Origin of the sequence: Peterkaempfera podocarpi, from assembly GCF_042466665.1 — a bacterium.
GTDB lineage: Bacteria > Actinomycetota > Actinomycetes > Streptomycetales > Streptomycetaceae > Peterkaempfera > Peterkaempfera podocarpi.
In genome coordinates, this window is sequence record NZ_CP162102.1 from 5,293,002 (window position 1) to 5,305,679 (window position 12,678).

7 protein-coding genes and 3 rRNA genes are annotated in these 12,678 nt (G+C 68.1%); 5 read left to right on the forward strand and 5 right to left on the reverse strand.

Annotation, left to right across the window (positions count from 1 at the left end):
* The first annotated feature begins 76 nt into the window (after window positions 1–76).
* The 4 genes from AB0761_RS23350 to AB0761_RS23365 all read left to right on the forward strand — a co-directional run bounded on the left by AB0761_RS23350 (window position 77) and on the right by AB0761_RS23365 (window position 5,797).
* Window positions 77–1,592: ribosomal RNA gene (locus tag AB0761_RS23350) — 16S ribosomal RNA — on the forward strand.
* A 266-nt stretch (window positions 1,593–1,858) separates the two neighbouring features.
* Window positions 1,859–4,979: ribosomal RNA gene (locus AB0761_RS23355) — 23S ribosomal RNA — on the forward strand.
* Window positions 4,980–5,061: 82 nt separating this feature from the next.
* Window positions 5,062–5,178 (forward strand): 5S ribosomal RNA (gene rrf / locus AB0761_RS23360).
* Together the 16S, 23S and 5S rRNA genes form the textbook arrangement of a ribosomal RNA operon.
* A 76-nt stretch (window positions 5,179–5,254) precedes the next feature.
* The gene (locus AB0761_RS23365) at window positions 5,255–5,797 is read left to right on the forward strand and encodes a GNAT family N-acetyltransferase (protein ID WP_377271076.1); all 543 of its coding nucleotides are present in this window, start codon (window positions 5,255–5,257) and stop codon (window positions 5,795–5,797) included.
* Between the two features lie 29 nt (window positions 5,798–5,826).
* Here the strand turns inward: AB0761_RS23365 and AB0761_RS23370 are convergent, their stop codons facing one another.
* From AB0761_RS23370 to AB0761_RS23390, 5 genes are read right to left on the reverse strand one after another with little or no spacing between them, the layout of a single operon-like run.
* A complete protein-coding gene (locus AB0761_RS23370; RefSeq protein ID WP_377271077.1) occupies window positions 5,827–7,137 on the reverse strand; it encodes a DUF58 domain-containing protein in 1,311 nt (436 codons plus the stop codon).
* 35 nt (window positions 7,138–7,172) lie between these two features.
* On the reverse strand, window positions 7,173–8,162 hold the full coding sequence (locus AB0761_RS23375) for an AAA family ATPase (RefSeq protein ID WP_377274282.1): 990 nt from the start codon (window positions 8,160–8,162) through the stop codon (window positions 7,173–7,175).
* Window positions 8,163–8,182: 20 nt separating this feature from the next.
* Window positions 8,183–9,457 (reverse strand): DUF4350 domain-containing protein, encoded by a 1,275-nt coding sequence (locus tag AB0761_RS23380; RefSeq protein WP_377271078.1) that lies wholly within the window; start codon window positions 9,455–9,457, stop codon window positions 8,183–8,185.
* Entirely contained in the window at window positions 9,454–10,155 is a 702-nt protein-coding gene (locus tag AB0761_RS23385; RefSeq protein ID WP_377271079.1) for a DUF4129 domain-containing protein, read from the reverse strand. The genes AB0761_RS23380 and AB0761_RS23385 overlap by 4 nt, the downstream gene beginning before the upstream one ends.
* A 5-nt stretch (window positions 10,156–10,160) precedes the next feature.
* Window positions 10,161–11,375, reverse strand: coding sequence for a hypothetical protein (locus AB0761_RS23390; protein WP_377271080.1), 1,215 nt, complete (start codon window positions 11,373–11,375; stop codon window positions 10,161–10,163).
* Window positions 11,376–11,556: 181 nt separating this feature from the next.
* On the opposite strand from AB0761_RS23390, the gene mtnA reads away from it, so the two are divergent.
* A complete protein-coding gene (gene mtnA, locus AB0761_RS23395; RefSeq protein WP_377271081.1) occupies window positions 11,557–12,678 on the forward strand; it encodes an S-methyl-5-thioribose-1-phosphate isomerase in 1,122 nt (373 codons plus the stop codon).

A 12,678-nucleotide genomic window follows, 5' to 3' on the forward strand; every position in this document is an offset into this window, starting at 1 on the left:
TGAAGTACAGCGAGGACGCTGTGCGCGGGTTCGGCTTATTCCGCCGGATGCCGTGCCGCTCTCGTGGATCTAAGCATTCACGGAGAGTTTGATCCTGGCTCAGGACGAACGCTGGCGGCGTGCTTAACACATGCAAGTCGAACGGTGAAGCCCTTCGGGGTGGATCAGTGGCGAACGGGTGAGTAACACGTGGGCAATCTGCCCTGCACTCTGGGACAACACCGGGAAACCGGTGCTAATACCGGATATGACGCACTCCTGCATGGGGGTGCGTGGAAAGCTCCGGCGGTGCAGGATGAGCCCGCGGCCTATCAGCTTGTTGGTGGGGTGATGGCCTACCAAGGCGACGACGGGTAGCCGGCCTGAGAGGGCGACCGGCCACACTGGGACTGAGACACGGCCCAGACTCCTACGGGAGGCAGCAGTGGGGAATATTGCACAATGGGCGAAAGCCTGATGCAGCGACGCCGCGTGAGGGATGACGGCCTTCGGGTTGTAAACCTCTTTCAGCAGGGAAGAAGCGCAAGTGACGGTACCTGCAGAAGAAGCACCGGCTAACTACGTGCCAGCAGCCGCGGTAATACGTAGGGTGCGAGCGTTGTCCGGAATTATTGGGCGTAAAGAGCTCGTAGGCGGCCTGTCGCGTCGGATGTGAAAGCCCGGGGCTTAACCCCGGGTCTGCATTCGATACGGGCAGGCTAGAGTTCGGTAGGGGAGATCGGAATTCCTGGTGTAGCGGTGAAATGCGCAGATATCAGGAGGAACACCGGTGGCGAAGGCGGATCTCTGGGCCGATACTGACGCTGAGGAGCGAAAGCGTGGGGAGCGAACAGGATTAGATACCCTGGTAGTCCACGCCGTAAACGTTGGGAACTAGGTGTGGGCGACATTCCACGTCGTCCGTGCCGCAGCTAACGCATTAAGTTCCCCGCCTGGGGAGTACGGCCGCAAGGCTAAAACTCAAAGGAATTGACGGGGGCCCGCACAAGCGGCGGAGCATGTGGCTTAATTCGACGCAACGCGAAGAACCTTACCAAGGCTTGACATACGCCGGAAAACCGTAGAGATACGGTCCCCCTTGTGGTCGGTGTACAGGTGGTGCATGGTTGTCGTCAGCTCGTGTCGTGAGATGTTGGGTTAAGTCCCGCAACGAGCGCAACCCTTGTTCTGTGTTGCCAGCGAGTAATGTCGGGGACTCACAGGAGACTGCCGGGGTCAACTCGGAGGAAGGTGGGGACGACGTCAAATCATCATGCCCCTTATGTCTTGGGCTGCACACGTGCTACAATGGTCGGTACAATGGGCTGCGATACCGCGAGGTGGAGCGAATCCCAAAAAGCCGGCCTCAGTTCGGATTGGGGTCTGCAACTCGACCCCATGAAGTCGGAGTCGCTAGTAATCGCAGATCAGCATGCTGCGGTGAATACGTTCCCGGGCCTTGTACACACCGCCCGTCACGTCACGAAAGTCGGTAACACCCGAAGCCGGTGGCCCAACCCTTGTGGGGGGAGCCGTCGAAGGTGGGACCAGCGATTGGGACGAAGTCGTAACAAGGTAGCCGTACCGGAAGGTGCGGCTGGATCACCTCCTTTCTAAGGAGCATATGGCCAGCTCGGGGCGAATGTCCTCGTGTGGTTGCTCATGGGTGGAACGTTGAATATTCGGCCGGTCCTCACTGTGGGGCTGTTAGTACTGCGCTTCGGCGTGTGGAACGCGGTTTTCGGGGTGGGGGTCTGGTTGGGCGCGCTGTTGGGTCCTGAGGGAACGGGTTTTTGGTTTCCTTGGTGCCGGTCCCATGCTGGGTGAGGTGGGTGGCTGGTCGTTGTTTGAGAACTGCACAGTGGACGCGAGCATCTGTGGCCAAGTTTTTAAGGGCGCACGGTGGATGCCTTGGCACCAGGAACCGATGAAGGACGTGGGAGGCCGCGATAGGCCCCGGGGAGCTGTCAACCGAGCTGTGATCCGGGGGTGTCCGAATGGGGAAACCCGGCAGTCGTCATGGGCTGTCACCCGCTGCTGAACACATAGGCAGTGTGGAGGGAACGCGGGGAAGTGAAACATCTCAGTACCCGCAGGAAGAGAAAACAACCGTGATTCCGGGAGTAGTGGCGAGCGAAACCGGATGAGGCTAAACCGTATGTGTGTGATACCCGGCAGGGGTTGCGCGTGCGGGGTTGTGGGTTTTTTCTTGATCGGTCTGCCGGCCGGTCGGCGAGTCAGAAACCGTATGGGTAGTCGAAGGGCATGCGAAAGGCCCGGCGTAGAGGGTAAGACCCCCGTAGACGAAATCTGTGCGGCTCGCTTGAAGAACACCCAAGTAGCACGGGGCCCGAGAAATCCCGTGTGAATCTGGCGGGACCACCCGCTAAGCCTAAATATTCCCTGGTGACCGATAGCGGATAGTACCGTGAGGGAATGGTGAAAAGTACCGCGGGAGCGGAGTGAAATAGTACCTGAAACCGTGTGCCTACAAGCCGTGGGAGCGTCGTTGCAGTCTTCGGACTGTGGCCGTGACTGCGTGCCTTTTGAAGAATGAGCCTGCGAGTTTGCGGTGTGTGGCGAGGTTAACCCGTGTGGGGTAGCCGTAGCGAAAGCGAGTCCGAATAGGGCGTTTGAGTCGCATGCCCAAGACCCGAAGCGGAGTGATCTAGCCATGGGCAGGGTGAAGCGCGGGTAAGACCGTGTGGAGGCCCGAACCCACCAGGGTTGAAAACCTGGGGGATGACCTGTGGTTAGGGGTGAAAGGCCAATCAAACTCCGTGATAGCTGGTTCTCCCCGAAATGCATTTAGGTGCAGCGTCGTGTGTTTCTTGCCGGAGGTAGAGCACTGGATAGGCGATGGGCCTCACCGGGTTACTGACCTTAGCCAAACTCCGAATGCCGGTAAGTGAGAGCACGGCAGTGAGACTGCGGGGGATAAGCTCCGTGGTCGAGAGGGAAACAGCCCAGAACACCGGCTAAGGCCCCTAAGCGTGTGCTAAGTGGGAAAGGATGTGGAGTCGCAGAGACAACCAGGAGGTTGGCTTAGAAGCAGCCACCCTTGAAAGAGTGCGTAATAGCTCACTGGTCAAGTGATTCCGCGCCGACAATGTAGCGGGGCTCAAGTACACCGCCGAAGCCGTGTCACTCACACAATACTTCCAACGAAGGTGTGGGTGGGTAGGGGAGCGTCGTGTGCCGGGTGAAGCGGCGGCGGGAGCCAGTCGTGGACGGTATACGAGTGAGAATGCAGGCATGAGTAGCGATACAAGAGTGGGAAACTCTTGCGCCGATTGACCAAGGGTTCCTGGGTCAAGCTGATCTGCCCAGGGTAAGTCGGGACCTAAGGCGAGGCCGACAGGCGTAGTCGATGGACAACGGGTTGATATTCCCGTACCCGCTATGAAGCGCCAGCGTCGAACCCAGTGATGCTAAGCCCGTGAAGCCGCCTCTGATCTCTTCGGAGTGAGGGGGAGTGGTGGAGCCGGTGGCCCGAGCTGGTAGTAGGTGAGCGATGGGGTGACGCAGGAAGGTAGTCCATCCCGGGCGGTGGTTGTCCCGGGGTAAGGGTGTAGGCCGAGTGGTAGGCAAATCCGCCACTCATGAGGCTGAGACCTGATGCCGAGCCGATTGTGGTGAAGTGGATGATCCTATGCTGTCGAGAAAAGCCTCTAGCGAGTTTCATGGCGGCCCGTACCCCAAACCGACTCAGGTGGTCAGGTAGAGAATACCGAGGCGTTCGGGTGAACCGTGGTTAAGGAACTCGGCAAAATGCCCCCGTAACTTCGGGAGAAGGGGGGCCATTGCTGGTGAGGGGATTTTCTCCCTGAGCTGGTGGTGGCCGCAGAGACCAGCGAGAAGCGACTGTTTACTAAAAACACAGGTCCGTGCGAAGCCGTAAGGCGATGTATACGGACTGACGCCTGCCCGGTGCTGGAACGTTAAGGGGACCGGTTAGTCTCGATTCGTCGGGGCGAAGCTGAGAACTTAAGCGCCAGTAAACGGCGGTGGTAACTATAACCATCCTAAGGTAGCGAAATTCCTTGTCGGGTAAGTTCCGACCTGCACGAATGGCGTAACGACTTCTCGACTGTCTCAACCACGGGCCCGGTGAAATTGCATTACGAGTAAAGATGCTCGTTTCGCGCAGCAGGACGGAAAGACCCCGGGACCTTTACTATAGCTTGATATTGGTGTTCGGTTCGGCTTGTGTAGGATAGGTGGGAGACTGTGAAGCGGCCACGCCAGTGGTTGTGGAGTCATCGTTGAAATACCACTCTGGTCGTGCTGGATGTCTAACCTGGGTCCGTGATCCGGATCAGGGACAGTGTCTGGTGGGTAGTTTAACTGGGGCGGTTGCCTCCTAAAGGGTAACGGAGGCGCCCAAAGGTTCCCTCAGCCTGGTTGGCAATCAGGTGTTGAGTGTAAGTGCACAAGGGAGCTTGACTGTGAGACCGACGGGTCGAGCAGGTGCGAAAGCAGGGACTAGTGATCCGGCGGTGGCTTGTGGAAGCGCCGTCGCTCAACGGATAAAAGGTACCCCGGGGATAACAGGCTGATCTTCCCCAAGAGTCCATATCGACGGGATGGTTTGGCACCTCGATGTCGGCTCGTCGCATCCTGGGGCTGGAGTAGGTCCCAAGGGTTGGGCTGTTCGCCCATTAAAGCGGTACGCGAGCTGGGTTTAGAACGTCGTGAGACAGTTCGGTCCCTATCCGCTGTGCGCGTAGGAGTCTTGAGAAGGGCTGTCCCTAGTACGAGAGGACCGGGACGGACGAACCTCTGGTGTGCCAGTTGTTCTGCCAAGGGCATGGCTGGTTGGCTACGTTCGGGAGGGATAACCGCTGAAAGCATCTAAGCGGGAAGCCTGCTTCGAGATGAGGGCTCCCACCACCTTGAGTGGGTAAGGCTCCCCATAGACGATGGGGTTGATAGGCCGGGTGTGGAAGCCCAGTAATGGGTGGAGCTGACCGGTACTAATAGGCCGAGGGCTTGTCCATAGTTGCTACGCGTCCACTGTGTTGTTCTGAAACAACGACCGACCCTGCCCCTTCGGGGGTTGGGTTGAGAGTTTCATAGTGTTTCGGTGGTCATAGCGTGAGGGAAACGCCCGGTTACATTCCGAACCCGGAAGCTAAGCCTTACAGCGCCGATGGTACTGCAGGGGGGACCCTGTGGGAGAGTAGGACGCCGCCGAACAATCTTTAAGGAAGCCCCGTTCCGGACCTCACGGTCCCGGAACGGGGCTTCCGTGCGTTGTGGCAGGATCGTCGCCATGACGTACCGAGTGCGCCGAGTGGCTTCCCATGAGTGGTTGCGGTTGCGAGACCTCCGCCTGGAGGCGCTGCAGGACACTCCCACCGCCTTTGTGACCCAGTACCTCGACGAGAGGATGCGGTCGGACAGCGACTGGCAGTCCAGGGCGCGGTCCGGTTCGGGGGTCGAGGCCCAGGCGGACGGGCGGCTCATCGCGACCCATGTGCTGGTGCCGGCCGGAGGCGGCGGGCGCTGGGGCGGCATGACGACGGTGTTCCAGGAGCCCGAGGCGGTCAAGCCGCAGGCCCATCTGGTGGGCGTGTATGTGGCCCCGCGGTTGAGGGGGCGCGCAGTCGGAGCAGCCGAGGAGCTGGTGCGCGCGGCAGTGGAGTGGGCCCTCGACGAGGGCGCGGCCGAGCGGGTGCGGCTCTTCGTACGGGAGGACAACGGCCGGGCGCTGTCGTTCTACCGGCGACTGGGGTTCACCCTGACGGGGGAGACCATGCTGTACCCGCCGGACCCGTCGTACTCCGAGCTGGAGATGGAGTTCCTCGGAGACTGATCGTTCGTCAGCACGGCTGTGGGAGCGGGTCAGAGGCGGCCGGCGGCCTTGAGGGCCAGATAGGCGTCGGCCAGCGCGGGCGGCAGGTCGGCGGGCGGAGCGTCCACAACGGTGACGCCGTGTCGGGCGAGCCGGTCGGCGGTCCGGCGGCGGTCGGCGCGGGTCTGTTCGGCCGCCGCTGCCGCGTAGACGGCCTCGACCGTGCCCCGTGCCCCGGCCAGCTCCGCGACCCTGGGGTCGGCCACGGACGCGACCAGTACCTCATGGCGACGGGTCAGGCTGGGGAGTACGGGGAGCAGACCCTGTTCCACCGGGAAGGTGTCCAGCCCGGTGAGCAGGACGACCAGGGAGCGCCGGGATGCCCGCCTGAGTACGGCCGAGGTGAGTGCCCGGGCGTCGGTCTCGACCAGAGCGGGTTCCAGCACGGCCATGGCGTTGACGAAGGACGGCAGCACCTCGGAGGCGCCGCGGCCCTGCACGGACGCCCGGGCACGGCGGTCGTGGGCGAGCAGGTCGACGCGGTCGCCGGCCTTGGTGGCGAGCGCGGTCAGCAGCAGGGCGGCGTCCATGGCCGCGTCCAGCCTGGGTGCGTCCCCGACGCGTCCGGCGGAGGTGCGGCCGGTGTCCAGCACGATGAGGATGTGCCGGTCGCGTTCGGGTCGCCAGGTGCGGACGGCGACGCTGGAGCGCCGAGCGGACGCACGCCAGTCGATGGACCGTACGTCGTCGCCGGGGATGTACTCCCGGAGGGAGTCGAACTCGGTTCCCTGACCGCGGACCAGCAGCGAGGTACGGCCGTCGAGTTCGCGGAGCCGGGCCAGCCGGGAGGGCAGGTGCTTGCGGCTGGCGAAGGGCGGAAGCACCCGGACCGTCCACGGCACGGAGTGCGAGCCCTGCCGGGCGGCGAGGCCGAGCGGGCCCAGCGAGCGGACCGTCACCCGGTGGGCGTGCCGGTCCCCGCGGCGGGTGGGCCGCAGGACGGTGGTGGCCCGGCGGCGCTCTCCCGCGGGGATGTCCACCGAGTGGCGGGAGGCACCGACTTCGGTGCCGGGTGTCCAGCTGCTGGGCGGCCAGGCGTCCCGTACCCGCGCCCGCAGCCGGCGGCGGCCGGGATTGGCGATGGTGAGGGAGACGGACGCCTCCGAGCCCAGCCGTACCGATGTGTCGCCGGAACGGGTCAGCTGCAGGCGGCGGACGGGCGCGGCAAGCAGCAGATCGGCGATGACGGCGGCGAGCAGCAGACCGCAGACCAGGCCGACCCCGGTGGCGGACGGCAGGAGCAGGCCCACGACGAGCACGCCCGCCAGGGCGAGCAGGGCGGTGCGGCCGGTGAGGGCCATGGGTGGCTTCTCCTGGGGTGGTGGGCGGCCGACGGTCAGCGGGGGACGGGTACGTGGGCCAGGACGGCCTGCAGCACGGAGTCGGCGGTGACGCCCTCCATCTCGGCCTCGGGACGCAGTTGCAGCCGGTGCCGCAGCGTGGGCAGTGCCAGTGCCTTGACGTCGTCGGGCGTGACATAGTCCCGTCCGGCGAGCCACGCCCAGGCCCGTGCGGTGTTCAGCAGCGCGGTGGCGCCGCGCGGGGAGACCCCGAGGGAGAGCGAGGGCGACTCGCGGGTGGCACGGCAGAGGTCGACGATGTACGCGAGGATCTCCGGCGCCACGGTGAGCTTGGCGATCTCTGCGCGGGCGGCGTCCAGGTCCTCCGGGCCGGCGACGGCGCGGACTCCCGCGGCACCCAGGTCGCGCGGGTCGAAGCCGGCGGCGTGGCGGGCCAGGACCTGCATCTCGTTGTCCCGGGTGGGCAGCGGCAGGATCAGCTTGACCAGGAAGCGGTCCAGCTGGGCCTCGGGGAGCGGATAGGTGCCCTCGTACTCGACCGGGTTCTGAGTGGCGGCGACCAGGAAGGGCTCCGGCAGCGGGCGGGGGGTGCCGTCGACGGTGACCTGGCGCTCCTCCATGGCCTCCAGCAGTGAGGCCTGGGTCTTGGGCGGGGTGCGGTTGATCTCGTCGGCGAGCAGCAGATTGGTGAAGACCGGGCCGGGCTGGAAGGAGAACTCGGCGGTGCGGGCGTCGTAGACCAGGGAGCCGGTGACATCGCCGGGCATCAGGTCGGGGGTGAACTGCACCCGCTTGGTGCCGACCCGGAGTGCGGCGGCCAGGGTGCGCACCAGCAGCGTCTTGGCCACGCCCGGAACGCCCTCCAGCAGCACATGGCCGCGGCAGAGCAGGGCGACGACCAGGCCGGTGACGGCAGGGTCCTGCCCGACGACGGCCTTGGCGATCTCGGCGCGCAGTGCCTGCAGGGCCTGCCGCGGGTCACGCTCGGCGGCTCCCGCGAGCGGAGCCGGGACGGTGTCGGCGATGGGCCGGGCGTCGTGCTCGGTCACGGCTGTCGTACCTGCCTTTCCAGGGTGTCCAGATCGTCGGCGAGCCGCAGCAGGGCGGTGTCGTCGGCCGGGGCCGCACCGTACAGCAGGGCATGCACCTCGGCGGGGGTGCGGGCCCCGGAGGCGTGGTCTTGGGGGAGGCGGCCTGCGACCGCGGCCGTCAGTGCGGCGGGGCCTGCCTCGGGGCGGGCGGGCAGGCCCAGGCTGCCGGAGAGCCGGCTGCGGGTGGCGCGGCGCAGTGCGTCGGCCGCGCGGTCCCGGGCCTTGGCCCGCCGGTAGAGGCGGGCGCGGCCCTCGGTCGTCTCGGAGGCGCGGACGGTCACCGGCAGGTTCTCCGGTACGACGGGCCCGAGGCGGCGGGCCCGCCAGAGAGCGGCGAGGAGGGCGGCGACGGCGGCCTGGAGCAGTCCCCAGCGCCAGCCGGCGGGCAGCAGCGCGAGCAGGCCCTGGCTGCCGGCTCCGCTGTCCGCGGTGGCCTGGTCGTAGTCGGGGAGGTACCAGACGAGGCGGCGGTGGGCGCCGAGGAGGCCCAGGGCGAGGGCGGCGTTGCCGTCGTCGTCCAGCCGGTCGTTGGTGAGGAACCGGCCGGAGCCCAGGACCACGGTGTCGCCGTTCCCCTCGCTGCTGCGAACCAGCGCGGGCCTGCCGTCGCGGAAATAGCAGCCCTGGGCCGGTTCTGCGGGGGCGTAGAGCAGCCCGCCCAGTTCTGCGCTGCCGGCCCGGCGGGCCTCCGGCAGATCGCAGTCGGGTTCGGTGCTCGCGGAGGACACGGCCGGTGGGGCGTCGCCGTCCGGGTCGGCGAGCCGGGTGGTCGGGGCGAGTACCGAGAGCTCGGTGGGGCCGGGGGAGACCAGCACGACCCGGCCGCCGCCGGCCAGGACGGTGTCACGCAGCTCCTGGAGGTGGCGCCGGGTCAGGGTGCCGGGGAGGAGCAGCACGGTGGTGGGCCGGCCGTCGTCCAGCGTCTTCCCGGGGCCGGGGGCTGTGTCCACGGCGATGCCCTGCCGCTCCAGCAACCGGGTGACGGCGTGTGTGCCGTCGGGGGCGGTGGAACGAGGGTCCAGCGGGGGGTACTGGGCGTCGTTGCGCAGCCCGCCGTACAGCAGGCCGGCGGTGACCAGCAGCGCGGCGGCGACGAGCAGTCCGCGGGAGCGGCGCCAGAGCCGGCCGGGGGTGGGGGCGAGTGAGGTACCGGACGGGTCTGCTGCGGCGCCCGCCGCGGTGGTCCCGGTTGCGGGTGCCACAGGTGTTGCGGTGGTGGGGGCGGTCATGCGGGGCCTCCGCTGCCGGCTGCTGCGGTGAGGGGGGTGTGCAGCGGACGGGCCTGCCGCAGGGCGGTGTCCAGGTCGGCGATCTCCCGGTAGGCCTGCGGGTCGCCGGGCCGGTCGCCGTAGGTGATGTCGTCGAAGGTCCGTACGGCGTGGCGCAGCGCCTCAGCGTGGGCGGGGAGCGCGGCACCCGCCTCCGCTGCGGCCTCGTCCGCGGTGCGGCCGGGGCGCTCGTCGAGCAGTGCGCGCTCTTCGAGGGAGCGGACGACGGCGCGGGTCCGTTCCCGCACCGCCTCCGCCCACTGGCCGTCGGCGGCATGGCGCTCCGCGGCCGCGCGGTGCTCGGCCGCGGTCCGGCGGCGGGCGTCGAAGAGCACGGCCCCGGTGGTGCGGGCGGCGCGCCTCGGCGCACCGAGCCGCCACCACAGGGCGAGACCGATGATCAGCGCCACCCCGAGGAAGACCAGCAGGCCGGGGGTGCCGGTCAGGGCGTCCCCGCCGACCTGTCCCAGCAGGCGGTCGAACTGCCGCCACGCCCAGTCGAGCAGGCGCTGCAGCAGGCTGGGGTCGTTGCGGTGGTAGGCGGGATTGGACAGCTCGTGCCGTGCCGCCTCCCGGGCGGCGTCGCGCCCCGTGGTGACGGGTGCGCTGCCGTCCGCGAGGGCGGTGCCGCCCCGCAGTGCTGCCCCCCGGACGCCCACGCCGGTCAGGCCTTCGGGCCGGCGACCGGGGCCTCGGTCCCGGTGTCGCCGAACCCCGGCAGGCCGGCGGCACGGGCGAGTTCGATGTCCAGGGCCTCGCGCCGGATGCGCTGGTCCACATAGAGCAGGATGTTGATCCCCGCGGAGACCGGCACGGTGAGGGTGGAGGCGATCGTGGACGCGATACCGATGATCACCATCGCGCTCAGCGGCAGTGCGGACCCGGTCTGGTCGAAAATGCCCTGACCGCTGACGATGAGGCCGAGGAAGGTGGCCGGGACGACGAAGATCGCGGAGAAGATGGAGGTCACCAGGCCGCCGAGCAGGGTGATCCCGAAGATTCGCCACCAGCTGCCGCGTACCAGTCGGGCCGAGCGGGCGAGCGAGGCCCGGATGCCCTGCTTCTCCAGCATCAGGGTGGTGGCGGCCATGCTGTAGCGGATCCACAGCCAGAGCAGGCAGCCGCCGGCCGCCATTGCGCCGAGCAGCAGCGCGGCGGCCGTCAGAGCCTTGTCGGCGTCGCTGACGGCGGCCAGGATGCCGGGCAGCAGCAGTACCCCGGCGATCAGGATCACGGCCAGCGCCATCACCAGGACCAGGCCGAACAGGGGCAGCAGCCGCGGCCGGGCGTCCTGCCAGGCCTCGCGCAGCGAGACGGGGCGGCCCAGGATGGCGCGGCTGACCACCATGGTCAGCAGTGCTCCGGCGATCTGTCCGGCCACGATGAGGACCAGGTAGTTGGCCAGGTCGCTGACGGAGGAGGCGGTCCGGCTCAGGGTGCCGTTGGAGACGCCCCAGTCGATCAGGGTGGTGGTGAGGGTGCTGAAGAGCGCCACCACCACCGAGATGCCGAGTGCGGTGCGCCAGTAGCGCCGGGTGGTGGAGACCGCGCCGTCCAGGATCTCGCCGACACCGAGCGGGCGCAGCGGGATCACGCCGGGCTTGGGGGCGAGGGGTACGCCCCAGCCGGGTGCGCCCCAGGCCGGGCCACCGGGCTGCTGGCCGCCCCAGCCGGGTCCGCCGCCGTACGGCCCGCCGGGGTACGGCGTGTACGGGTGCGGGCCGCTACCGCCGGGCTGCCCGTACGGCGGCGCGGGGGGTCCCTGCGGGCCGTCCTGCGGTGCCGACGGACCGGGGACCGCTCCCGAGCCGGAGGTGGCGCCCTCCTCGTGCTGAGGCTCGGGCGCACCGGGCGGTGCCCAGCCCGGGGTGTCGGTCATCGCTGCTCCTTCGGCGGGGATACGGGGCGTGCGGCGCGTTCGGTGGCGCCCATGGTGCCATGGCCTGATCCAATGCACTGCACCGTCCGGGTGACCGGACGCCGGCAGTGTCCGACGGCGGTGTCGCGGCAGTGCGGTATGCGCTGTTCTGTTCGAGAGCGGCGGCGGGCAGACTGGGGCGATGGCCGACCTCGCCGCCCCCGGCGCCACCACGATCTCCCACTCCCCGCCACCGCTGCGTGCGCTGCGCTGGGACGACTCGCGGGACGGCCCCGCACTGCTGCTGCTGGACCAGACGCGGCTCCCCGCGGAGGAGCGCGAGATCGTCTGCACCGGCATTCCGACCCTGGTGGAGTTGATACGCAGCCTGGCGGTGCGCGGCGCTCCGGTGCTGGGGCTGGCCGGGGCCTACGGGGTGGCGCTGGCCGCCGCCCGGGGGTTCTCGGTGGCCGACGCGGCCGAGCAGCTGGCCACCGCCCGCCCCACCGCCGTCAACCTGGCCGTCGGGGTGCGCCGGGCCTTCGGTGCCTACCGGACGCATCTGGCGGCCAAGCCGGGGGACGAGGACGGCGCCGCCGCGGCCGCACTGGCGGCAGCCCGTGCGATGCACCGGGAGGACGCCGAGGCGAGCACCGCGATGGCCGCCCATGGCCTGGCGCTGCTGGACCGGCTGGTTCCCGGCGGCGCCCATCGGCTGCTCACCCACTGCAACACCGGGGCACTGGTGTCGGGCGGCGAGGGCACCGCGCTGGCGGTGGCCCTGGCGGCCCACCGGGCGGGCCGACTGCGCCGGCTGTGGGTGGACGAGACGAGGCCGCTGCTCCAGGGCGCCCGGCTGACCGCGTACGAGGCGGCCCGTGCCGGGATGCCGTACACCCTGCTGGCCGACAACGCGGCCGGTTCGCTGTTCGCCGCCGGTGAGGTGGACGCTGTACTGGTGGGCGCGGACCGGATCGCCGCCGACGGATCCACCGCCAACAAGGTCGGCAGCTATCCGCTGGCGGTGCTGGCCCGCCACCACGGCGTGCCGTTCGTGGTGGTGGCGCCCAGCACCACGGTGGATCCGCACACCCCGGCCGGGGACGCGATCGAGGTGGAGCAGCGGGGCTCGCACGAGGTGGCCGAATTCGCCGGGGTGGCGGTTGCTCCTCCGGGGGCGACCGCGTACAACCCCGCCTTCGATGTCACTCCCCCCGAGTTGATCAGCGCGATCGTCACGGAAAAAGGCCCCGTCTCACCGGTGGATGTGAGCGGGATGACACAGCTGTGTGCCATGTCACTGTCGAGTAATGAGACGATGTGA

What these genes read in the sequence shown, in the direction of transcription:
- AB0761_RS23365 (WP_377271076.1), top strand. Translation starts at nt 5,255, where the DNA reads ATGACGTACCGAGTGCGCCGAGTGGCTTCCCATGAGTGGTTGCGGTTG.
- AB0761_RS23370 (WP_377271077.1), bottom strand. Translation starts at nt 7,137, where the DNA reads ATGGCCCTCACCGGCCGCACCGCCCTGCTCGCCCTGGCGGGCGTGCTC.
- AB0761_RS23380 (WP_377271078.1), bottom strand. Translation starts at nt 9,457, where the DNA reads ATGACCGCCCCCACCACCGCAACACCTGTGGCACCCGCAACCGGGACC.
- AB0761_RS23390 (WP_377271080.1), bottom strand. Translation starts at nt 11,375, where the DNA reads ATGACCGACACCCCGGGCTGGGCACCGCCCGGTGCGCCCGAGCCTCAG.
- mtnA (WP_377271081.1), top strand. Translation starts at nt 11,557, where the DNA reads ATGGCCGACCTCGCCGCCCCCGGCGCCACCACGATCTCCCACTCCCCG.